Genomic DNA, 23078 nt, shown 5'->3' with positions numbered 1-23078 from the left:
GCAAGCTCCTGGGCCGGGGAACGCCGGGGCTATCTTGAGGTAGAACCGGGCGATTGATCCATGAGAAACAGGTAGTAATTCGAAATCTCCCGCACGATCCGAGCGGGCGCGCGGCGGGCCATGAATTGCCCGTCGATCGTTCCCATGACGCCTCTTGCACTGTCGAAAGCATCGGCGATTTGCGCATGGGTGAGGGGGGCGGATATCTCCGTGACGCGCGGGGGGCCCAGTTCTTCCAAAAGCGGCTCGAAAGCGGGCAGGGACGATACCAGCAAGGGCGTGCCGCGTTCGGCCGCCAGCACGGCAAGGCCGCTGTTCTCTCCGCTGTGGTAGGGCAGGACCAGCAGGCCCGCCTGGGCCAGCCGATCGGCCATTTCCTGCTCGCTCAGCCGCTGCAACACGAATTCCAGCTGCCATCCGCGGCGCTGGAGCGCGTGCAGACGATCCTTCAGCGCGGCAGGGTCAATCCCGTCCGCGGGCAGACCGTGCACCAGATAGCGCCGCTGGTCCGGCTCGGCCGCTTCCATTGCCGCTAGCAGCACGTCCAGCCCCTTATAGGCTTTCAGATCCCCCAGAAAGGCGATTGATCGTGTCGTCCGGGCGTCATGTTCGGCGGAGGGATAGGCGCCGTCATAGGTCCAGTGCGGTGCGACCAGACAGGCCTTTTTCGCAATTGCGGGATAGATGGCCCGCGCCTCGCGCAGGCTGGTATCCGAAAGAGCGTGCACACCGTCCAAAAGACCCAGCAACCGTGACATCCACCAGCGTTCGAGTCGCGGACGTACGGCTTCGTGCGATGCAACATTATGCACCGTCCAGACGATGTGGGCGCCTCTTGCCTTTTGCAGTGCAAGAAATCCAAGCCAGAGGCCGATCGAACGCAGGCTGAGCAACAGGCTGTCCTGCACGACCTTCTGCGGCCAGTGCAGGTGGATGATGTCACATCGGCTCAGCATGCGGGCAGGCCAACCGGGCGAGTAGGCGGTATGGCCCAACTTGCGCAATTCGCCGATCAAGGTGGAGGTATAGGGATTGCTCCGCCGATTTTCCTCTCCGGGGAACGACCAGATCACGGCCATCGGCATCTGCCTCGTCGCTGTGCCATCAGGCGCTTATACCTAATTGCACTGGATAGGGGTTCTGGTTGCACTGCACAATGACTCGTAAGAGACTGTTTGAAAATTCGCGAAATGCGAATTTTGCGGCACCGGCCCTCTCCCCCACCCTACCACCCATCGGTAGTATCCTGCGGGTGGTAGGGTGGGGGAGAGGGCCGGTGCCGCCTCAAAAATGCCCCTGCGGGCATTTTTCAAACGGACTCCTAAGTGTAAGGAACCAGCGCGATGCCGGTGAGCAGGGTGATCTTTCCCTTCACCAATGCCAAGATCGGGGGCAGCCACGTATCTTCGTTCACGCTGGGGGAGACGCTCCAGCGCGATCATGGGGTGGAGGTCGTTGTCGCCGCCCCGGCGGGCAGCCTTATCTGCGACGTTGCACGGGAACGGGGGTTCACCGTCTGGCCGCTTCCCGAGAAACCGGCTTTCCGCCATGGCGTGCTGGCGGAGGCCAGACTGCTGCCCGGCCGCCTGCGCTTGCTTTCGCGCCAACCGGCCGGAACCGTGGTGCACAACAACGATCTCTCCGCGCTGCAGAGCTGGGGCCCGGCGGCGCGCATGCGGGGCTTGCCCGTGATCTATCACAACCGCGCGTTCAACCGGACGGTGCCGCCCAATCTGGCGGTCATGGCCATGGCGCATCGCATCATCTGCATTTCGCAGGCCGTGGAGCAGCGCTTGCCGGGCTGGCTCGCGCGCCGCTCCACCTTGGTGGACAACCCCTTCGAACTGGCGAACGGGCAGGACGTGCCTGCGCTGCGCGATGCTTTCGCCCGCGACTATCCGGTCGCGGGGGGAGGAGGGCCGTTGATCGGCTTCGTCGGCAACTTCGCGCATCGCAAGCGGCCGCGCTATTTCCTGGAAATGGGCAAGGCCCTGCTGGAGCGCCGGCCCGACGCCTCGTTCGTGATCTTCGGGCGGGAAGTGGACGAGACGCAGGAGGAACTGGAACGCCACGCCGCATCGCTGGGCATCGCCGGGCGCGTGATCTTCGCCGGTTTTCGCCTGCCGGTGGAAGACAATATCGCGATGCTGGACATGTTGGCGATCACCGCTGTCGAGGAGCCGCTGGGCCGCACGCCGCTGGAGGCACTGATGCTGGGCGTGCCCTATGTCGCCACTGACGATGCCGGGCTCGGCGAGACGGGGCGCCGCTTCGGGGGCGGCCTGCTGGTCCCGCGTGATGCCGGTCCGGACCGCTTTGCCGAAGCGGTGCTGCAGGGGTTGCGCGATTACGATCCGGTCCGCCTGTCGCAAGCGCGCCAAAACGCCCGCGATATGCTGAGCGCGCGGCGGCATACCGACCGCGTCATGGCGATCTATGATGAGCTTGTGCCCTAATTGGTGATCCGCTGATCGACGATCACCTGCGATCCGGAATAGCTGCCGCTGCCTTTCAGGACCTGGTTCGATTTGGCGACCAGGCGGCCGATATGCAGGATGACCTTGCCATCTTCGGCCACGAACAGCGGGATGGCGGGGTTGCCGGAAGCTATCAGCACCTCGATCTCTATCGTGCGCGTTTCGGACGAACTGCCCTTGCCGATGATCCCGGCGAAACTGTTGGTGCCCAGTTCGATCAGGCCGTGATGCTGGCTCTGCCACGTCTTCAGCCCTTCGCGGCAGCCGGAGAGGTAGACGTTGTTGACGGTAACTGCGCCCTTGATGTCCAGACAGGCGTCGCTGGCATTCATCACCCGGCCGTTGGAAATCGTGCCGGAAAAGCCCTTCTCGGTCGAGATCCCGTCCACGTTGCGATAGTGACTGCCGGGCGCCATGTACAGATTCTGGAAATCGAAGTTCGTGACCTCGAACGTGCCGAAATCCTTGGCGTTCTTGCCCTTCAGCGTGATTGCGCCCCAGGCATCGTCGCCGTTGATCGCGGGGGATTTGGTGTCGCCGATCCACACCACATCGCGGAACACGGCATGGCCGATGCCGCTGCTGATATTGACGAGGCCCAGTCCCAGCGTGGGGTCTACCCGCGCGCCGGTGGCGGACACGCGCTCCACGCGCAAGTCGGGCACATTCACGCCGCGCATCACCGGGCCGTAATTGCGGGTGATGACGTCGGTCATCGCGAAACCCTGCGCATTGCTGCCGTTGACGAGGATCTTGCCGTCCGATGCGCAGATAGATTTCAGCGGCGGCGTGCTGGCGGTGAGGCGGATTGTCGAGCGAACCGGACAAGAGGACGTTGCCACTGCCGGCTTGGCGATGGACGGCATCCGGAATGTTGTTGCCCCGGCGGCGGTGGAGGCCAGGCCGACTACCGACATCGCCAGCGGCGCGGGCCGCGGTTCGCCGCCGCCCTGCGAGCCCACTGCCGGGCCAACCAGCAGTAACGGAAGCGCCAGACTGACAGTTTTCATCATCACCGTCCTCGCAAAGTCACGAAAATGCGGCTCGCCCAATCAAAACGGCAGTGGGCAGGAAAGTCTCCCGCATGATTTGCCATCCCGGCGAAAAGATCATGACCGCAGCGATCAAACCGGGCGGGGGCGAAGCGCATTTGCGACGGGGCGTTCCGGAGCGGGCCGATTGAGCCGCGTATAGACCGTGAAGCCGCATAATAGGCCGTAGAACAACAGCCCTTCGATCATCCAGAGCGGCATCGTCGCCATGTTGAGCACGATGAAGCCCAGGTGCGCCAGAACCAGCGTAATGCGGGTCGGGCCGGAGGTGGAAAGGGCGATGCCCAGCATCCACACCCACAGCAGCAGCATTGCCGCCACGCCCAGCGTGCCCAGTTCGTAAAGCGTGGAGACCAGTGTGTTGTGGGCATAGTAGCGATAGCGCCCCTCCCACGAATTGGCGCCATACCCCAGCACGTGCTGCCGTTTGCTGCCATGGCGCCACGCGTCGATATACTGGCTCCACAAATAGAGCCGGCCGGACATGATCGCCCGGTCCAGCTTGCGGAATTCGTCGGGCGTCTTGGTCAGCACTTCGGGTTCGGAGGCCAGCGTGGTGATCGTATCGAACCGGTCGCCGGCAAGGTGCGGGATGATCGGAACGGCTGACAGGATCAGCAGACAACCGAGGATCCCGGCCAGACCACGCTGTCTTGTCGGCACGGCAGCCATGGCCGACGCCAGCAGCAGGCCCAGCAGCAGCGGACCCGCCGCGACGATCGCGGTGCGGTAGTTCGCCGCCAGAATGCCCCCCACGCAGACCGCCGCAACCGCCAGCTTGTAGCGGGAACGCAGCGTTGGATGCAGCAGCCCGGCCAGCAGTCCTGTCAGCAGGATGATCGAGAAGCTGGCCTCATGGTTGTACCCGCCGATGTAGGACGTCGATCCATCGCTTTCGGTGGCCTTGGCCACGTGAAGCACGATACTGGCCGCCTGCAGCGTCAGCGGCAGTGTGAAGGTGCACAGCAGGCGCGACAGCACTTTGCCCGGGCCATCCACCACGAAGGCATCGTAGGCGGTCAGGATGATCGTGGCGAGGTAGGCGTACTTTACGAAGCTTTCGATGCCGCCGGACACGTCCTTGTTCAGCAGCAGGCTGGCAAGGACCACCAGCGACAGCGGTGCAAGCGGCACCAGAACCAGCGGCACGGCGCGCGATCGGCGCAGCAGCAGGAGTCCGACCAGCACCACCAGCACCGACGCCAGCGCGTTCCAGCTGAGCCCGGCGGGCGAGGACGAGAACGAAAAGCGCGGCTGTGCGGACATCGCCAGGCGCACGGCGAAAGTGATGACCAGAAACCCCGTGGAGGCGCTCGCCCGTCTGGCGACGACCAGCATCAGTGCCAGATAGGCCATCAGCACCGGCAGGACGATGAAGGCCGGAAGCGGCGGGCTGCCTGCGGTCAGCGATAGCACGGCGGCATCTCCTCGCGGCGGGGGGCGGCGGGCGCGAAGGGATCAGCCGGCATTGCGCAATTCCGGGGTTACGCGGGTGCGGCCCACCATCTCGCGGTAATAGGGGGCGGTGCGGGCGGCCACTTCATCCCAGCTCATCAGAGCGGCGCTTACCGGGCCGCCGCCGCCGTCCAGGTTCGCCTGGCCTTCGGCAAGACGCTGTGCCAGGGCATCGACGTCGCCCACCGGGAAATAGCATTGCGGCGGCAAGCCGAGATCGAGATTGGGCTGAATATCGCTCAAGAGCACCGGGCAATGGCAGGACAGTGCCTCCAGCGCGGCGATCGGCAGCCCTTCGTGGAAGGACGGCAGCACGAACAGCGAGGCATGGCGATAGAGCACGCCCAGCACACTGCGCGGTTGCATGCCCAGCATACGCACATTGTCCCCGGCCTGCGCCATCAACTCCTCGGCATAGCGATCGCCTTTCCGGCCGGCGCCGGCGATCACCAGCATGCGGTTGTCGCCGCTGCGGCGGTGGGCCTCGATCAGGTAATCGATGCCCTTTTCCGGCACGAGGCGGGCGGCGCAAAGCACATAATTGCCGCTTTCGCAGTGCAGCCGTGCCAGCACCTCTTCGGCAGGTTCCTCCGGCGGTTCGGGCGGGTCGACCCCATTCGGAATGAACACCACTTTGCCGGCGGCGGCGGGGTAGCGATCGCGCATGTCCTCGGCCAGAGAAGGGGAGACGCAGATCACCCGATTGGCGCAGCGCATTCCCAGCCACTCGCCCAGCCGCAGCATCGATCTGGCGACATTCCCCCACTTCGCCCGCTTGTAGTCCGCGCCGTGGTGCGTCAGCAGCACGCTCAGGCCCAGGATACGGGCAAGGGGGGCGAGAAGCGCGGGGCCGACAGCGTGGATATGCACGGCGTCCACGCCCTGACGCCAGGCATGGACGATGGCCACGGCGGTGGAGACCAGCGCTTCGCTGGCATTGCCCGATGGAGAATAGAGCGGTGCCAGCCGCACGCGGCGAAAGCTTTCCATTTCCGGGTCGACGTATTGCGCGCGGCAGCAGACCTCTATTTCGATGTCCGGATTGATCTGGGCGATCCGCGGCAGCAGTTCCTCGCAATGGGTTTCCACGCCACCGATCACGCCGGGAATGCCGCGAAGTCCTGTCACGCAGATCTTCATCCGGGCAGCACTCCGTTTCCGGCCGCAGCGGTCAGGATGGTATCACGAAAAGCCTCCACCGCGCGCGATACGGAGAAGGCATCGACCCGCGCCATGCCCTCGTGCACGCAGGCGGCGCGTGCGGCAGGTTCGACTAACCGGTCCATGCAGCGCGCCATCGCCGTGTGATCGTCCATGGCAACCAGCGCGCCACCGGCCCCGAAGGCCGGATTTTCGCCGTCCAGGCTGACCTGAAGAATTTCCGACGGGCCGGAGGGGCAATCCGTGGCGACCACCGGCAGGCCGCTGGCCATGGCCTCCAGCATGGCGTTGGGAAATCCTTCCGCATTGGACGTCAGCAGATAGCAACCCGCGCGGGCCAGCACGGCATAAGGATTGGCAAGGAAGCCGACCATCTGCACGCGCTCTGCCACCCCCAGCGATAGGGCAAGCGCTGCCAGATCGTCCCGCAGGGGCCCTTCGCCCAATACGATCAGCCGGCCTTGGGACTGTGATGCCGCCAGCGCGCGGATCGCCATGGCCGTGTTCTTGTTGGCGACAAGACGCCCCATCGTCACGAAATCCTGGGGTGAAACCGCGATTTCGGGCGTCATCGCGGCCATCTTGCGGATGCGTTCGATGTCCACGGGATTGTAGATCACGCAGATCCGTTCCCGTTCCACAGAGAAGTCGTTCTCCAGCGTCTGCGCGACGCCTTCGGACACCGCGATGATCTTGCGGGCCGAAGGATAAGTGCTGCGGATCAGCAGGCGGCTGAGGAAGCCGAACCGGCCGGACTTGAGGTGTGCCGTCGTATTGACGCGCTCGCTGATGACGGCCGGGCCGCCGGTGCGGCGCATGGCTACCACGGCTGCCACGTTGGCGCGGGACAGGAACGATACGGTGACATCCGGCCGCAGCCGCCCGACCAGCCGCCGCAATTGCGTGACGCTGCGCAGCAGGCCGCCGCGTGTATCCAGCCGTTCCACCGGGATTTCCGGCGGCAGGTGGTAGGCCTCGTCGGCCTCTTCATCCAGCAGGGCGACCGTGATCTCCATGTCTCGGCCCGGCCCGCTCAATTCGCGAACCAGCGTGGTAAACACGCGTTCCGCCCCGCCCCCGGCCAGCGAGTTGATTACGAACAAGGCACGGAGTTGAGCTTGCGAGCCCATCGCGACGCGGCCACCTTATCTGCCCTTATGCAACCTTATGCTGCATTGCGGCGGGAAGACACGTTAACCGCGAGAATGGCGGCGCACGACCCAGCCATTGGGAGTGGCCGGCAGGCGCAAAAGGGGTGCCCCGTCGGCCTTTACCGACGAGGCGTGCTGCCTGCGGGTTATCCCGGGAAGGACACCAACTTGGCGTCGCTGTTGATCGAGGGGAAGGGCAAGTAGGAAACGCGAAGTTGCTGCAACAGCGAAATTTCGTGATCGCCCTGCGGGAAACCGCCCGCCCGTTCGACAAGGATCGTCGCCGGGGTGCCGAATGGCCAGCGCCGCTCGTAAGCGGTCTCCATCTCGTCCAACGATAGCGGGCCGTTCCCTTCGTCGAAGCGCACCGCTTCGCGCGGAAGCGTCTCCCCGTCGATGGACACGTCCAGCTTCTCGATCATCGAGAGGCCAAGGCCGCGATAATAGCCCAGCTTCGCCTCGAACGCGAAGCCGGTTGGGGCATCGGCGGGGCCGGTGTTGCGCAGCGTGGCCGCGTCGATCAGGTACTTGTCGAACATCACTTCTCTCCCGACAGGAAGCCGGACGAGGCCAGCCACCTGTACAATTGATCCATCCATCCCTCTGTGGGGGTTCCGGGCTTGCCCAGGCCAAAGCCGTGGCCGCCGGCGGCGTAGTAGTGGAATTCCACCGGCTTTCCGGCCGCGCGCCAGCTATCGACTAAGCCGAACGGGCTCTTGCCGAACAGCGTATCGTCGGCGGCGAGGGCCACGAACATCGGCGGCGCGTTCGCGGGCACCTCCACCGCGTTCATCATCGGATAGATCGGCGCGATGAAGGCGGGCATGTACTGGCCCGGATGCGTGGCAAGGCTGCGCGTGAGCATCGCCCCTGCCGAAAAGCCCATCATGCCGATGCGGTTCGGGTCCACGCCAAACTCGCTGGCGCGGTCATGCACGAGTGCGATGGCCGCGCGGGCATCGTCCAGCGCCGGTTGCGGCGTATCGGCTGGCGGTGCGAAGCTGGCCTTTCCGCCGGTGACGACCTTGGCCATCTCGCTGGCGAACACCTCCTGATCGGGCGGCGTCGGCAGCACGCGGTACTTGAGCACGAATGCAGCAATGCCATGGTTGGCCAGCCATCGGGCGACGTCCCAGCCTTCCTTCTCGATCGCAAGACCAAGGAATCCGCCGCCCGGTGCCACGATCACGGCGGCTCCGGTGCCCTTGCCCACCGGCAGCACTGGCGTGAGCGTGGGCTGGGTCACGTTGCGCACGGCGACCTGCGTGCCGTCCAGATGCCAGACCTCTCGCTGCGGGGTGCTTTTGGCAACCGGCAGGTCGATGGCGCCGGGCTGGCGCGGCGCCGGGATCGTCTCCCGGCTGACGGCGGGCTGGGCGAATGCGGCAGGGCTGCTGCCCAGCAGCACCGTAGCCGCCAACAGGGCGGCGAACCGGCGCATCAGGCCGCCTCCCGTTCCGCTTCGGCCTTGGCGATCAGGTTTTCGAACATCACGTGTTGGCGGCGCACCTGCTCACGGCTGTCCACGGGCGAGACGTCCTGAATCCAGCGGTTGCCTTCGTACTCGCTGGAAAGCGTGCCTTCCCAGCCGCACTTCACCAGTTCGGGGATCACTTCGTCATAGGCGATCGTGGGGTCGGTGCAGTCCTCCGCCATGCCGTAGAACTTGGCCTGAATGTGGCGGAAATAGGGGGCATAGTCCTTGATCCGCTTCGGGTTGGCGAAAGGTGCGTGGCGCAGGGTTTCCGCCATGGCGACTTCCGCCTTGTTGCCGCCCATCTTCACCGCCACTTCGTAGATCGTGTATTCGCACATGATCTTCTGTTCGTGCTGGTCGACGATGAACTGCGTCACCTCCGGCCGCGCGCCTTGCCGCTCGAAACGGGCGCGGAATTCGGGCGGGTAGTGCTTCATGAAGATGCCCATGTCGGGCAGGATGCCGAGGTGCTTCGTGCCCAGCCGGTCTGCCACGTCGATCGTGCGCAGGATCCAGGCGTGTTCCAGATGCCACGGTGCGTGGACTTCCACGCCCATGTGGACGTCGAGTTCTTCCGCATAGGGCACGCACTTTTCGAGGATGTCGGGCCGCACGAAGACCAGCACGCGCATGTTGCGGATGCCCAGGCGATTGCACAGCACCAGATCGCGGCGGATGCTGGCCACCTGTTCCTCGTCCGACATCGTTTCGCCCTTGCGCAGCTTGGTGTCGAGGAACATGTCGTAGCAGGTGAAATGCGCGCCGTGGCGGGCGAGCATGTCGTGCCAGCGCGCCACTGCGGCGTCGTCTATATTCGGGAAGCGGGGCATGTTCTGTTCGGGCAGGATCTCTATGCCCTTAGCCCCGATGGAACTGGCGAAGGCCACGCAGTCCTCGACGTTCATCTGGCCCAGGAACATCTCTTCCTGAAAGCTGTAGAGGCTGACGCCCCGCTGGATCTTGGACATGGAACCTTCTCCCCGGCGGCCCGAACGGACGACCATTATTAGAATTACAATTCGTGTTTATGGGCGTGCGCTATGGGTTGTCAACGGTCTTTCAGGCGTCCGCGGCCAGCGGCCGGGGCGCCTCGCCGGCGGCGCCATATCGCCATGCGGATGCAGTTCCTTCTATGATGGATAATGCATTATTGTTAATCGTCGGACATGAGCAACGGATTTCGGCCCCTTTCGGGCATGCGCGTGCTGGAACTCGGCACCATGATTGCGGCGCCTTTTGCGACGCACATTCTCTCGCAACTGGGGGCGGAGGTGATCAAGATCGAGCCGCCGGCGGGCGATACCACGCGGTCGCTGGTGCGTGGCGGGCCTTCGGGAACGATCATCGCCTATAGCCATTCGAAGAAGGCGATTTGCCTGGACCTGACGACCGAGCAGGGCAGGGAGGTGTTCCGCCGGCTGGTCGCCACGTCGCGGGTGGTGATCCACAATCTGGCCCCGTCGGCGGCGCGCAAGCTGGGGGTTTCGGCGGACGATTGCATGGCGGGGAACCCGCATCTCGTTCACGTTCACATCAAGGGCTATACCCATGGCCCGCAAGCCGAAGGGCTGATGACCAACCCCATTGCCGAGGCGGCCACCGGGGCGATGGACGACCACCGCGTCGATGGCCGGCCGACCCGGTTCGGCCCTTCCTATCACGATCAGTTCGCCGGGACTTACGCGGTGATCCGCGTGCTCGCCGCATTGATGGACCCCACGGCGGACGAGGCTGCGCGCCGGATCGAGGTGGGGCTCTACGAAACCGGCCTGCATCTTGCCGCGCGCGATCTGGCGGGCATGCAGCTCAAGACCCAGCTTCTCGGCCGGCTGGAGAAGGAGGGCGGCGGCGAGTTCTCGATGCCCGGCTACGGTGCCTATCGCACCGTCGACGAGCGTTGGATCTACCTGCTGGTGCTCACCGACGCGCATTGGGCCAAGCTTACCCGCGCGCTTTCGATGCCCGAGGACGGCGCACCGGAATTTGCAAAGCTGCGAGACCGCAAGAAAGCGCGTGAGACGGTGGAAGAGGCCGTGCGGCGCGCAGTCGAAGCGTTGACGTTCGAGGACGCGGTGGGGCGTCTGGACGCGGCGGGGCTTGGGTTTCATGAGGTCATGCCGCTCGAACGTGTACTCGAAGCGCCGCAGGCGCGCGCCGAAGGCAAGCTGCGCGACGTCGAATTTCGCGGCCTCCAGTTCGAAGTGCCGGAGTTCGCGCCGGAGCCGGGAGCTGCCGCCGAACCCGGCCTGCCGCCGCCCGAAATCGGTGAGCATACCGAAGCGCTGTTGGCAGAACTCGGTTATGCCGCCGATGAAGCGGCCGCGCTGTTGTCATCGGGGGCGGCAAAGGCCTATCAACCGGGTGATTTCGCCTGGGCACCCGTCCGGCAGAAGGGGTGAGGTAGCAGATGGTGGCCGGTGCCGGGGCAACGATGCAGTTTCGCACGAAGGAGGAGCAAGTCGCCGACTTCCTGCGCGAAGGCATCATTTCCGGCCGGATTGCCCGCGGTTCGCGGCTGAAACAGCAGGAAATCGCCACGATGCTCAACACCAGCATCACCCCGGTGCGGGAGGCGCTGAAACTGCTTTCGGCCGAAGGCTACGTGATCGGCGACAGCCATCGCGGCGCCACCGTGGCGCCGTTCGATATCGAGGCGTCCAGCGAAGTGCTGAACTTGCGCATCCTGCTGGAAACCCAGCTTGTGCGCGGGGCGGTGGAGAAAGTGACCGGCGCGGATATCGCCGAACTTAAAGTGCTGGGCTCCGAGTTCGCGACCGCGTTTGCGGCCGGAGACAACGAGGCGGCGCGTGCGGCCAACTATCGCTTTCACCACCGCATGTTCGAGATCGCAGGGATGCCGCAAACGCTGCATTTCGTGCAGATTCTCTGGGCCCGCTATCCCTTCGACCTCATCAACCGGCTGGAGGGCCGCGTTAGCCGTGCCGCCGACGAGCATGACGATATGCTGGCGGCGCTGATCGCCGGCGATTCCGGTGCCGCCATGCTGGCGACCCGCCAGCACATCGAGACCGGCTTTCGCGAACTGCGCGAATCCGTCGCATAACCCTCTACCACCAAGGATTTTTCGCGATGAAAACCCTGTTCCTCGTCATGGACATGATGAACGACCTTGTCGCCGAGGACGGCTTCAGCGCGCAGACGTATGGGGTGCAAGTGCGCGAACGCGGCGTGCTGGAAAATACCCGTGCCGCCATTGCCGCCGCGCGGGCGGCGGGCGCCTTGGTCGGTTACGTCCGCGTGGGCTTTTCCGCCGATTACCGGGAGGCGCCCGAAAGCTCGCCGATCTTCTCGGGCGCCCGCAAGAACGGGATATTCCAGCTCGGGACGCCGGGAACCGAAGTCCACCCGGCGGTCGCGCCGGAGCCGGGTGATTTCGACATCGTCAAGCACCGCGTCAGCCCGTTCTACGCCACGTCGCTGGAAGCGATCCTGCGCGCGCATCGGATCGAGCGGCTGGTTCTCAGCGGCGTTTCCACCAATGGCGTGGTGCATTCCGGCGCGCGTGAAGCGCATGACCGCGACTACGATGTGGTGATCCTGGAGGACTGCTGTGCCGGGGTTTCACCCGAAGAACACCGGGACGCGCTGGCCTGCCTCGGCCGTTATGCCCGGATCATCCGCAGCATGGAATACGACTGGCACGGCTGAATTTCGGGGCAGATCAGTCCCCCACCAGAACGACACCTAACCGCACCTTAAAGACACATAAGCGCACCTGACGGCGCCCCTTGCTGTGCCTGCGAGATCCATCAAGCCTACAATCAATCGCCGGGGCGCTGCGCCCATGCTGGACCTCATCTCTGCTCCAAAATAATGCATTATCCATCATTGATGCAGATGCGGTGAGGGCACGCCCTTGCCCGATGGGAAAAGGGATCTCCAAAACATGGCTACCGTTACCAGCGAGAAGGAAGTCGGCGCGGCGCCGGCCGAGGGCAAGATCACGCCAGAGGCGATCAAGGCGGCCGAGAACATGATCGGCATGCAGCTGCGCCCCGAAGGCCCCTATCTTCAGGACGCGACCGAGGACACGATCCGCAACTTCTGCAACGGCATCGGCGATCTCAACCCGCTTTACCGTGATCTCGAAGTCGGCCGACTTACGCGCCATGGCTCGATGCTGGCCCACCCGAATTTCCCGATGGCATTCGGCTGGGTCGGCCGCACGCGCTGGGGCCTTCCGGGCGTTCACGGCTTCTACGCCGGCAACGACTGGGAAATGTTCCGCCACATCCGCCCCGGCGACCGTCTGACCGCGATCGAGCGCGTCGTCGGCGTGGACGTGAAGGAAAGCCAGTTCTCCGGCACGCTTGTCCTCCAGTATGTCGAGGCCAGCTACTACAACCAGCGCGGCGAACTGGTTGCCCGCGCACTGGGCACCTGCACCCGTCACGAGCGCAAGGCCGCGCGTGAGGCGGGCAAGTACGCCGACATCAAGACGCACGAATACACCGCCGAGGAATTCGAGCACATCGATCACGCGATCCTCGACGAAGAGAAGAACATTCGCGGCGGCAACGTGCGCTATTGGGAAGAAGTGCAGGAAGGCGAACAGCTGCCCGAAATCGTGCGCGGTCCGCTCAGCCTGATGGACACCATGGGCTTCCTGGTCGGCTGCGGCCGTGGCCACACCCACGGCGTGATCTTCAAGAACGCGGTGAAGCATCCCGGCCACTTCTTCCGCAACCCCGAAGCGGGCGGCGGCATCGAATACACCGGCATCGGCCACCACCGCGAATCCACCGCCAAGGAAGTGGGCGTGCCCGGGGTCTACGATTACGGCCCGCAGCGTTCGGCCTGGATGGCCAGCCTCGTCACCAACTGGATGGGCGACGCCGGCTTCCTGAAGCGCATCAAGACCCGCATGAGCCGCTTCAACACCATGGGTGACTGCACCTGGGCGCGCGGCACCGTGACGCGCAAGTACGTCAAGGACGGCCACGCCCTCGTCGATATCGAGATCAAGGGTGAGAACCAGCGCGGCGAACTGACCACGCCGGGTCTGGCAACGGTGGTGCTGCCGTCGCTCGATCCCCAGATCAAGGTCTTCGTCGACGGTTCCGGCCTCGACCTCGAACTGCCGGTCGTTCGGTGATTTCAGGCGGGCTCCTGTCCTCCCCGGAACGGGGAGGGGGACCATCCGCGCAGCGGATGGTGGAGGGGAGTCGCGTCCTGACGCGACGTTGCGTGAGGACGCCGATCCCCTCCGTCAGCGTTTCACGCTGCCACCTCCCCGTGCCGGGGAGGACCGCGTGACCGCTCCTCTCGATGGGCTTCAGGTCGCCGTTCACGCTTCGGGCGTGGCGGCGGCCTATGCGGCACGCCTTCTGGGCGTGCAGGGGGCCGAGGTGATCTTCGTCGAACCGCCATGCGGTTCGGCCTTGCGCGCGGAACCTCCATTCCTCGCACAAGGAGAGGGAGCGGAGCCCACCTCGGCCCTGTTCGCCTATCTGGCCGCCGGGGCGCGCAGCGTGGTCTGCGACCCGGCGACGGACGAGGGGCAGGCCGCGCTCGGCGCCTTGCTGAGCGAAAGCGACATTTTCATCGACGATTCCCCGCTCGCGGGGAGGCAGGGCCTGAAACTTGACGAGGCTGCGCTTTCCGCGCTCCATCCGCACCTTGTCCACGTTTCGGTCCTGCCGTTCGGTGCCCATGGCCCCAAGGCGCATTGGCACGCGAGCGAGATCACGCTCCAGCATGCTTCGGGTGAGGGAAATCTGCTGCCCAACGGGCTTTCGGTGGAGCTATTTCCGGACCGGGCGCCAGTGAAGATCGCCGGCCATTTTGCCGAGATGCAGGGCGGCATCGCCGCCGCGCTGGGCGCCTTGTCCGCGCTTTGGGTGCGGGACGATGTGGGCGGCCAGTTCGTCGATGTGGCCAGCCAGGATGCCGCGCTGGCGGTGGGCGCCTTCGCAATCCAGCGACTGGGCGATGGCTCCATCGAGCACCGCGTAGAGCGGTCCTTCCGTTATGGCGGGGTGATCCCCTGTGCGGACGGATATGTCGAATTGTTGACGCTGGAACAGCGGCAGTGGGACGGTCTGGTCAAGCTGCTGGGCAGCCCGGATTGGGCACTGGACCCGGCGCTGGCGGACAGTCTGGAACGCAGCCGGCGTGGGCCGGAAATCAATCGCCACATCCGCGAATGGGCGATCGTGCGCAAAGTGGATGATATCGTGGCCGAAGGGCAGAAACTCTCCGTGCCCATCGCCCGTTACAAGACGCCCGCCGAAATCCTGCGCGGCAGTCAGGAGCATCATCGCCGCCTGTTCCAGCCGGTGCCCGTTGCGGGAACCGGGCTGGTGAACATGCTGGTTTCTCCCGTTCACGTGGACCGGACGCCGCTCTCGCTGCGCGGCGGGCCGCCGGAACTGGGCGAAATGAACCCAATCCCGGCGGAGGTGCTGTCATGACGCTGCCCTTGAAAGGCGTGCGGATCGCCGATTTCACCGTGCACAACGCCGGGCCGTTCTGCACCCAATTGCTGTCCCAGCTTGGCGCCGAAGTGGTGAAGGTGGAGAGCACAATGCGCCTTGATGCCTTTCGCAAGCCGCATCCGGTCTATGGCCGCATGGGGCCGGCCACGTTCGATCAGGTCGCCTCCAACAAGCTGTCCGTACGCATCAATCTGAAGAAGGCCGAAGGCGCGGCGCTGGCCAAGCGGCTTGTCTCCGTGTCCGACGTGGCGGCGGAGAGCTTTCGCCCCGGCGTGATGGACCGGCTGGGCCTTGGCTTTGCGGCCTTGCAGGCGGTGCGGCAGGATCTGGTGATGCTGTCGGTCTCCTCCTGCGGCCAGAGCGGGCCGGACAGCCACTTTGCCGGCTACGCGCCGCTGTTCGGCGCATGGGGCGGGCTGGGCGAACTGACCGGCTATGAAGATGGGCCTCCGGTGGAAATGCGCCATGTGATGGACCACACCGTGGGCATGAACGCGGCCGTCGCGGTGATGGCGGCGCTCCATCGCCGCCGGGCCACGGGCGAGGGCGGCCATGTCGATGTGGCCGCGCGCGAAGTTGCCGCCTCTCTGGTGGGGGAGGCGCTGCTCTTGGCCGCTGCGGGAGGAGAGCCCCGGCGCGCCGGCAACGATCATCCGCGCATGGCCCCGCACGGTGTCTATCCCGCGCTGGGTGAGGATCGCTGGATTGCCGTGGCGGTGGAACATGATGCGCAGTGGCAGGCATTTTGCGGCGTGACCGGGATTGCGCCGGAACCCCGATTTGCGCGGGAGGCGGATCGCCATGCCCATCGTCGCGAACTGGATGCCGTGGTTTCGGCTTGGACGGCCACGATTCCCGCCGAAGAGGCGGCGCAGCGCCTGCAGGCGGCGGGCGTGGCTGCCCATGCCTCCTGGACGACGCCGGAAATCGCCGCCGATCCGCACTTGCGGGCCCGCCGCGCGATCGTCGAAGTCACCGAGCCCGACGGCAAACGCCGCGCTGCCGTGGGCGTGCCGATGCGGCTTTCGAAGGGCGCGGAGATCGGCATCGCGCGTGGCACCCCCGCGCTCGGTGAGCATGAGGACTACGTCTACGGCGAATTGCTGGGCATGGGCCGCGATGAGCGCAAGGCACTGGAAGAGGCCGAAGTTATCTGGTGAATTGGGCGCGAAGTACCTGAAAAACATGCGCCTGAAAACATATTGGGGACTTTGGGAAGATGGATGAGACGGCACCGACCTTGGGCTTCATCGGCCTTGGCGTGATGGGCAGCGGCATGTGCGCGAACGCGGCCCGCAAGCACGCCGCGCCGCTCCATGCCTTCGACATGAATGCGGAGGCTTTGGCCGTGCAGGTCGCGGGCGGTGCTGTCGCGGCGGGATCGGTGGCGGATGTCGCGCGGGCGGCAAAGGTGATCTTCCTTTCGCTGCCCGGCGGCAAGCAGGTCCGCGCCGTGTGCGAGGAGATTGCCGCGCAGGGTTCGGTGGGCTCCATCGTCATCGACCTTTCCACCACCAGCGTGGCCGAAGCGCGCGAGGTTGCCCTGCTGCTGGCGGCCAAGGGCATCGAATTTGCCGACGCTCCCGTGGCGCGCACGCGGCAGGCGGCGATCGACGGCACGCTCTCGATCATGGTCGGCGCGGGGGAGGAGCTCTACGCGCGGATCGAACCGCTGCTGCGCTACATGGGGTCGGACGTCACCCGCTGCGGCGAAGTGGGCTGCGGGCAGGTGGTGAAGCTGATCAACAACACCCTGCTGTTCGAACAGGTGGCGGCGCTGGCCGAAATGTTCGTGGTGGCGGAACGGGCGGGCGTTGCCCCGGCCAAGCTGGTGGAGGCGGTCTCGCTCGGTTCCGGAGACAGCTTTGCCCTGCGCAACCACGGGCTGAAGGCGATGGTGCCGCGCCAGTTCCCGGAAAAGGCCTTTCCCGCGCCCTATGCGCTGAAGGACCTGGGCTACACCATCGAACTGGCCGAGCAGATGGGCGTGGAGCCGCGACTGCCGCGTCTGGCCGCCGAATACTATCAGGCGGCGGTCGATGCCGGGATCGGGCAGGCCTATTTTCCCGCGATCATTCAGGTCGTCGATCCCCGCTGAACGGGGCCGAGCAGGAGAACCTCATGGAACTGCGCAAGCTGGAATACCGGATCGTCACCGATGGCCTGATCTTTCCCGAAGGCCCGATCGCCATGGCCGATGGCTCGGTGCTGGTGGTGGAGATCAAGGGCGCGCGCCTGATCCGCGTGCAGCCGGATGGCCGCAAGCAAGTGGTGGCCGAATTGGGCGGCGGCCCGAACGGCGCGGCGATCGGGCCGGACGGGGCCTGTTATGTCGCCAACAACGGCGGCTTCCACTGGATTACTGAGGATATTCAGGGCGTGAAGGGCTACAACCGCCCGCACGGCCGCGCGGCGGACTATACCGGCGGCGGCATCCAGCGCGTGGACCTTGCCACCGGAAAAGTGATCACGCTCTACACGCACTGCGACGGCGTGCCGATCAACGGCCCGAACGACATCACTTTCGATGCGGGCGGCAACATGTGGTTCACCGATCACGGCAAGACTTATGACCGGGTGATGGACTGCGGCGTGGTCTATCACGCGGCGGCGGACGGATCGTGGATCCGGCAGGCGGCGTTCCCGCTGGTGACGCCCAATGGCTGCGCCCTCTCTCCCGATGAGAAGACGTTCTATGTTTCGGAAACCGAGACGGGGCGGTTGTGGCAATGGCCGATCCTGGAGAACGGTGAGCTTGGCAAGGTGGCGTGGCCCTCGCCCAATGGCGGCACGATGCTGGGGCAGGCGACCGGATATCAGCGCTTCGATTCCATGGCGCTGGAGGCGGGTGGCAACATCTGCGTCGCCACGCTGGTGACGGGCGGGATCACCGTGTTCTCTCCGCAAGGGGAGAAGCTCGAATACTGGCAGGGGCCGGAGCCCTATTGCACCAATATCTGTTTCGGCGGGCCGGACATGAAGACGGCGTGGATCACCGTATCCGGCCACGGCCTGCTGATCGCCGTAGACTGGCCGCGCGCAGGCCTGCCCCTGCTCCACCAAAGGAACTGAACGTGAGCGAATTCGAAGACTGGATCGGCCGCAGCATTTCGGTAACCGATGTGCTGGAACCCGCGCGCAGCAATGCCCTGGACGTGGCGCTGGGCGGTGAGGGAGCGGGCAAGGCCGGCGATGCCCTGCCGCTGCTGCATCACTGGCTCTACTTCTGGGACGTGAAGCCGCCGCAGGGCCTAGGCGTGGACGGGCATCCGGCCAAGGGCGGGTTCCTGCCTCCGGTGCCGCTGCCGCGCCGCATGTGGGCGGGCGGCCGCGTGTCGTTCGTGAAGCCGCTGCTGCTGGGGCAGACCGTCACCAAGACCTCCACGATCAGCGCGATCAAGGAAAAGACCGGCAGCACCGGCCGCCTCGTCTTCGTGACCGTGCGCCACGATCTGGCTGCGGATGGCGCCGTGGCGGTGAGCGAGGAGCAGGACCTTGTCTACCGCGAGCCAGCCTCCGCCATGTTGCCCGCCCCGGTTGCCGCGCCGGCGCCCGATGCGCTTTGGCGGGAGGAGGTGACCCCGGATTCGGTGCTGCTGTTCCGCTATTCGGCGCTCACCATGAACGGCCACCGCATCCACTACGATCGCAGCTATGCGATGGAGGAAGAGGCTTATCCCGGCCTTGTCGTCCACGGGCCGCTTCAGGCGACGCTGCTGGTTTCGCTGGCCGCGCGCAATCTGGATGTGCCGGTGACCGGGTTTGACTTCCGGGGCCAGCAGCCCGCTTTCGACGGCGTGCCGCTGCATGTCTGCGGGCAGGCGACCGAGGACGGCGCCGAAGTCTGGACCCAGCAGGGCGCGGGCAAGAACATGGTCGCCACCGTGCGCACTTCGGTTTCGGCCTCGGTTCTGGCCGGGAGCGCATCATGACCGAGACTTACGGCCTTTTCATCGACGGCAAATGGCGTGCCGCTTCGGACGGCGGCACGCTTCCGGCGATCAATCCCTACGACCAGTCGGTCCATGCCGAGATCGCCGTCGCCACTGCCGGTGACGTGGAGGATGCCATCTCCGCCGCCCGGCGCGCGTTCGACACGGTGTGGAGCAAGACCACACCGGGCGAGCGGGCGAAGCTGCTGAACAAGGTGGCCGATCTGCTCGACGCCGATGCCGATCGCATGGCGCTGCTGGAGACCACCGACAACGGCAAAGTCATCCGCGAAACGCACAACCAGATGGGCTATGCCGCGCGCATCTTCCGTTATTACGCGGGCTGGGCGGACAAGATGCACGGCGATGTCGTGCCGCTGGACCAGAAAGATACGCTCGATTTCGCGATCCGCGTGCCGTTCGGCGTGGTGGCCGCGATCACTGCGTGGAACTCGCCCGTCGCGATCCTCACCAACACGCTGCCGGCGGCACTGGCCGCGGGGAACTGCGTGATCCTAAAGCCCAGCGAACATGCCTCCACCACCACGCTGGAAGTGGCGAAAATGTGCGAGAAGGCGGGCTTCCCCGCCGGCGTCGTGCAAGTCCTGACCGGTGCGGGGGAGGTGGGCCGCGTGCTCACCGAGAGCAAACGGGTAGACAAGATCAGCTTCACCGGCAGCCCCGGCGTCGGCCGCATGATCGCGCAGGCGGCGGGGGCGAACCTGAAGCCGGTGACGATGGAACTGGGCGGAAAGTCGCCCAACATCGTGTTCGACGATGCCGATTTCGACCGCGCGCTGATCGGCGCGCTGGCGGGCATCTTCGGCGCGACCGGGCAGACCTGCATCGCCGGATCGCGCCTGCTGGTGCAGCGCGGCGTCTATGACCGCATGGTCGAAGGACTGGCGGCCCGCGCGAAGATGATCCGCATGGGCGATCCGCGCCTGCCCGAAACCGAGATGGGCACCGCCGCCAACCAGCCGCAGTTCGAAAAGATCCTGTCCTTCATCGAAGCCGCCAAGGGCGATGGCGCCCGGCTTGTCGCGGGCGGCCGAAGGGCCGACGGTCCGGGGCTGGAAAAGGGCTTCTTCATCGAGCCGACCATCTTTGCCGATGTGCGCAACGACATGAAAGTCGCGGCGGAGGAGATTTTCGGCCCGGTGCTTTCGATCATCCCTTTCGATGACGAGGAAGAGGCGGTGCAGATCGCCAATGACACGCCCTATGGGCTGGCGAGCGGCATCTGGTCGGAGAATATCAGCTGCTGCCTGCGGATGATGCGGGCGATCCAGTCGGGCGTGGTCTGGGTCAACACTTACCGCGTCGCCGCACCGCAGGCGCCGTTCGGCGGGATGAAGGATTCCGGCTTCGGCCGCGTGCGCGGAGAGGCGGGTATTCTGGAATTCACCCAGACCAAGAACGTCTTCATCGATTTCTCGGGCGACCGGCGCGACCCCTTCTCGATGAAGTTCTGAAGCGCCGCATCCCACGGTTTGGGGCCTGTATGAAGCGAAAGGCCGGGCGCGGTCATGCACGCCCGGCCTTTCGTTTGCCAGACCCCGGCCGATGTCAGAAGTGGTATGCCACGCCGACCAGCGCCTGATGACGGTCGAAGCCGTTGCCGTTGCTGCCAAGGTCCGAATAGCGATATTCGACGCGCGCGGTGACGTTGTCGATGATCGCACGCTCCACGCCGCCGCCGACGCTCCAGCCGTCGAACGTCTCATGGCCTTGCGCAATGCCGTCTGACACGCGGGCGCGCATGTTCTCGTACCCGCCGCGCACATAGAGCATGGTCTTCGGCGTCACCAGGTAGCCGGCCCGGGCGGACAGATCGAACGCATAGTTCGGATCGACCACCGCAGCGCCGCTGCGTACGGCGTCGTCGGCGCCCAGATTGAAGCCGCCTTCGGCACCAATCACCACGTTCGGGGTGATCTTGTAATTGTAGCCGGCAAAGGCGCCGCCGACGAAGGAATCGCGGCTGTCGCGAATGTCGAGATCGCCGATATCGGTATCGGCGCCGCGAACGCGATCGTGGTTCCAGCCGGCCTGAGCACCGACGTAAGGACCCTTGAACGCATCTGCGAAGGCCGGCGTGATCGAGAACACCGATGCGGCGGCGAGGATCCCTGCGAGCAACGTCTTCATTTTCTTATCCCTGTATTGCTGTCCTCCTTGGGACGGCGGGGATATGCGCCTGCGATCGCGCCGGGATAATTCCTCAAGAGTTCGACAGACTGTTTCCCACGGGGAGACAATCGGCGGTTCGTACCACGCCGTCAGATGTGGCGATCGGCGGGCCCGGCAATTCGCAGCGCGGCGAGTGCGGCCACCAGCAGCGTTCCGGCGGCGAACGCCATCGTCCAGATCGGATCGTGCGGGAAGAAATGCTTCATGATGGAGCCCATCACGGTCGCCACCAGAAGCTGAGGAAGCACTACAAAGACGTTGAACAAGCCCATGTAAATGCCGAGTTTCGACTGCGGCAGGCTGCTCGCCAGAATGGCGTAAGGCATGGCCAGGATAGAGGCCCAGGCCACGCCGATGCCGATTTCCGGCAGGATCAGCGCATCGGGATCGCGCAGCACGAAAAACCCGGCAAAGCCCAGCGCGCCCAGCGTCAGGCAGAGTGCATGGGTGCGGGCCTTGCCGATGCGGCGCGCCAGCCAGGGCAGCAGCGCCAGCGCGGCAATCGCGGCGACGCCGTTGTAGACGGAGAACAGCACGCCGACCCAGTTGCCCGCTTCCTGATAGGCGGAACTGGCAGGATCGGCGGATCCGAAGTGGTACTGCGCGACGACCGGCGTGGTGTTGATCCACATGATGAAGAGGGCGGACCAGCTGAAGAACTGCACGAAGGCCAGCCGCTTCATGATCGGCGGCATTCCGCCGAAATCGCCGACGATCCCCGCCAGCATGGAGGCGCTGCGGCCCGAACGAGCGAGCAGGATCGCCGCGATCACCGCCAGACCGTATCCGGCGAGCAGCCCGGCGAGCAGGTAGACTTCCTTCTCCAGCGCCCACTGCCACACTGCCAGCGCGACAACCGCGCCTGCGCCGATCCATGCCAGTCCGCCCAGTGGGCTTCGCCGGGCCAGAGCCTCCGAACTCGCGATGTCGGGGCCGTGTTCACCGTCGAAGGTGGCCTGTTCCTCGGGCGAGTATTCGCGCGTGGTCAGCACCGTCCAGAGCACGGCGGCGAACAGTGCCAGCGCCCCGGCGCGGAAGCTGAAGCGCACCGTGTCCGGAATGCCGCCGGGGCCCGCCACGTTGCTGATGCCGAGATGGTCCAGAACGTAGGGAAACAGCGATCCCACCACCGCGCCCACGCCGATGAAGGCGGTCTGCACCGCGTAGCCGGCCGTGTGTTGATCATTGCGCAGCATGTCCCCCACGAAGGCGCGGAACGGTTCCATCGAGATGTTCAGGCTGGCGTCCAGCATCCACAGCAGCATCGCCGCCATCAGCAGGCCGGTGCTTTCCGGCATGACCAGCAGCGCCAGCGTCGCCAGCACCGCGCCGGCCAGGAAATAGGGGCGCCGGCGGCCGAGCCGGCCCAGCCATGTTCGGTCGGACATATGGCCCACCACCGGCTGCACCAGCAGGCCGGTCAGCGGGGCGGCGATCCACAGCGCGGGCAGATCGTCGATAGAGGAGCCCAGCGACTGGAAGACGCGGCTCATATTGGCGTTCTGCAGCGCGAAGCCGATCTGGATGCCGAAGAAGCCGAAGCTGATGTTCCACAGTCCGGCCCAGCTTTGCCGCGGCTTTTCAGCCCTGATTGCGCCCGAGACCGCCTGTTCCATCACGTCCTTTTCCCTGAGTTCCGCAAGGCTTCACGGCCTGGCGGTTGTGTGGTTTTCGGCCTCGCACGCAGCTCCGTTCACGGCAACATGCATACGAATGCCTAAG

21 protein-coding genes are annotated in these 23078 nt (G+C 65.4%); 11 read left to right on the top strand and 10 right to left on the bottom strand.

The annotated features are described in order from the left end of the window. Positions 1 to 29: 29 nt before the first annotated feature. The gene (locus ACZ1JC_RS02340) at positions 30 to 1079 is read right to left on the bottom strand and encodes a glycosyltransferase family protein (RefSeq protein WP_465139510.1); all 1050 of its coding nucleotides are present in this window, start codon (positions 1077 to 1079) and stop codon (positions 30 to 32) included. Between the two features lie 264 nt (positions 1080 to 1343). Between ACZ1JC_RS02340 and ACZ1JC_RS02335 the strand changes: the two genes are divergently transcribed. Next, positions 1344 to 2456 carry a glycosyltransferase family 4 protein gene (locus ACZ1JC_RS02335; protein WP_465139511.1) on the top strand — a complete coding sequence of 371 codons (1113 nt, stop codon included), beginning with the start codon at positions 1344 to 1346 and terminating at the stop codon, positions 2454 to 2456. On the opposite strand, the gene ACZ1JC_RS02330 is transcribed toward ACZ1JC_RS02335, so the two are convergent. From ACZ1JC_RS02330 to ACZ1JC_RS02300, 7 genes are all read right to left on the bottom strand, one after another. Continuing rightward, positions 2453 to 3490 (bottom strand): hypothetical protein, encoded by a 1038-nt coding sequence (locus ACZ1JC_RS02330; RefSeq protein WP_465139512.1) that lies wholly within the window; start codon positions 3488 to 3490, stop codon positions 2453 to 2455. The genes ACZ1JC_RS02335 and ACZ1JC_RS02330 overlap by 4 nt on opposite strands. Before the next feature lie 111 nt (positions 3491 to 3601). After that, positions 3602 to 4945, bottom strand: coding sequence for an O-antigen ligase family protein (locus ACZ1JC_RS02325; protein WP_465139513.1), 1344 nt, complete (start codon positions 4943 to 4945; stop codon positions 3602 to 3604). Between the two features lie 42 nt (positions 4946 to 4987). Continuing rightward, positions 4988 to 6124, bottom strand: coding sequence for a glycosyltransferase family 4 protein (locus ACZ1JC_RS02320; RefSeq protein ID WP_465139514.1), 1137 nt, complete (start codon positions 6122 to 6124; stop codon positions 4988 to 4990). Further along, positions 6121 to 7275 carry a glycosyltransferase gene (locus tag ACZ1JC_RS02315; protein WP_465139515.1) on the bottom strand — a complete coding sequence of 385 codons (1155 nt, stop codon included), beginning with the start codon at positions 7273 to 7275 and terminating at the stop codon, positions 6121 to 6123. The genes ACZ1JC_RS02320 and ACZ1JC_RS02315 overlap by 4 nt, the downstream gene beginning before the upstream one ends. Before the next feature lie 167 nt (positions 7276 to 7442). Further along, the gene (locus tag ACZ1JC_RS02310) at positions 7443 to 7835 is read right to left on the bottom strand and encodes a C-glycoside deglycosidase beta subunit domain-containing protein (protein ID WP_465139516.1); all 393 of its coding nucleotides are present in this window, start codon (positions 7833 to 7835) and stop codon (positions 7443 to 7445) included. After that, positions 7835 to 8737 carry an alpha/beta hydrolase gene (locus ACZ1JC_RS02305; protein WP_465139517.1) on the bottom strand — a complete coding sequence of 301 codons (903 nt, stop codon included), beginning with the start codon at positions 8735 to 8737 and terminating at the stop codon, positions 7835 to 7837. The genes ACZ1JC_RS02310 and ACZ1JC_RS02305 overlap by 1 nt, the downstream gene beginning before the upstream one ends. Next, positions 8737 to 9741, bottom strand: a complete 1005-nt coding sequence (locus ACZ1JC_RS02300; RefSeq protein ID WP_465139518.1) for a sugar phosphate isomerase/epimerase family protein — start codon at positions 9739 to 9741, stop codon at positions 8737 to 8739. Before ACZ1JC_RS02300 ends, ACZ1JC_RS02305 begins: the two co-directional genes overlap by 1 nt. Positions 9742 to 9939: 198 nt before the next feature. On the opposite strand from ACZ1JC_RS02300, the gene ACZ1JC_RS02295 reads away from it, so the two are divergent. From ACZ1JC_RS02295 to ACZ1JC_RS02250, 10 genes are all read left to right on the top strand, one after another. Continuing rightward, positions 9940 to 11172 carry a CaiB/BaiF CoA transferase family protein gene (locus ACZ1JC_RS02295; protein ID WP_465139519.1) on the top strand — a complete coding sequence of 411 codons (1233 nt, stop codon included), beginning with the start codon at positions 9940 to 9942 and terminating at the stop codon, positions 11170 to 11172. 32 nt (positions 11173 to 11204) lie between these two features. After that, positions 11205 to 11837, top strand: a complete 633-nt coding sequence (locus ACZ1JC_RS02290) for a GntR family transcriptional regulator (protein WP_465139520.1) — start codon at positions 11205 to 11207, stop codon at positions 11835 to 11837. A 26-nt stretch (positions 11838 to 11863) separates the two neighbouring features. Then, entirely contained in the window at positions 11864 to 12442 is a 579-nt protein-coding gene (locus ACZ1JC_RS02285; protein WP_465139521.1) for a cysteine hydrolase family protein, read from the top strand. A 238-nt stretch (positions 12443 to 12680) separates the two neighbouring features. After that, a complete protein-coding gene (locus tag ACZ1JC_RS02280) occupies positions 12681 to 13889 on the top strand; it encodes an FAS1-like dehydratase domain-containing protein (RefSeq protein ID WP_465139522.1) in 1209 nt (402 codons plus the stop codon). Between the two features lie 157 nt (positions 13890 to 14046). Further along, positions 14047 to 15207 carry a CoA transferase gene (locus tag ACZ1JC_RS02275; protein WP_465139523.1) on the top strand — a complete coding sequence of 387 codons (1161 nt, stop codon included), beginning with the start codon at positions 14047 to 14049 and terminating at the stop codon, positions 15205 to 15207. Continuing rightward, entirely contained in the window at positions 15204 to 16391 is a 1188-nt protein-coding gene (locus tag ACZ1JC_RS02270) for a CaiB/BaiF CoA transferase family protein (protein WP_465139524.1), read from the top strand. Before ACZ1JC_RS02275 ends, ACZ1JC_RS02270 begins: the two co-directional genes overlap by 4 nt. Before the next feature lie 59 nt (positions 16392 to 16450). Next, entirely contained in the window at positions 16451 to 17329 is an 879-nt protein-coding gene (locus ACZ1JC_RS02265; RefSeq protein WP_465139525.1) for an NAD(P)-dependent oxidoreductase, read from the top strand. Positions 17330 to 17352: 23 nt separating this feature from the next. Continuing rightward, positions 17353 to 18303 (top strand): SMP-30/gluconolactonase/LRE family protein, encoded by a 951-nt coding sequence (locus ACZ1JC_RS02260; RefSeq protein ID WP_465139526.1) that lies wholly within the window; start codon positions 17353 to 17355, stop codon positions 18301 to 18303. Between the two features lie 2 nt (positions 18304 to 18305). Continuing rightward, on the top strand, positions 18306 to 19163 hold the full coding sequence (locus ACZ1JC_RS02255) for an HTD2 family dehydratase (protein WP_465139527.1): 858 nt from the start codon (positions 18306 to 18308) through the stop codon (positions 19161 to 19163). Further along, entirely contained in the window at positions 19160 to 20638 is a 1479-nt protein-coding gene (locus tag ACZ1JC_RS02250) for an aldehyde dehydrogenase (protein WP_465139528.1), read from the top strand. Before ACZ1JC_RS02255 ends, ACZ1JC_RS02250 begins: the two co-directional genes overlap by 4 nt. A gap of 94 nt (positions 20639 to 20732) precedes the next feature. Here the strand turns inward: ACZ1JC_RS02250 and ACZ1JC_RS02245 are convergent, their stop codons facing one another. Both ACZ1JC_RS02245 and ACZ1JC_RS02240 read right to left on the bottom strand, forming a co-directional pair. Then, positions 20733 to 21314: an outer membrane protein gene (locus ACZ1JC_RS02245; RefSeq protein WP_465139529.1), complete on the bottom strand. Its 582-nt coding sequence runs from the start codon at positions 21312 to 21314 to the stop codon at positions 20733 to 20735. Positions 21315 to 21445: 131 nt separating this feature from the next. Further along, positions 21446 to 22972: an MFS transporter gene (locus ACZ1JC_RS02240; protein WP_465139530.1), complete on the bottom strand. Its 1527-nt coding sequence runs from the start codon at positions 22970 to 22972 to the stop codon at positions 21446 to 21448. Positions 22973 to 23078: the final 106 nt, after the last annotated feature.

The sequence above is a fragment of the Sphingomonas sp. BL-S-28 genome, assembly GCF_055521515.1.
This window is presented reverse-complemented; position numbering and strand designations above follow the sequence as displayed.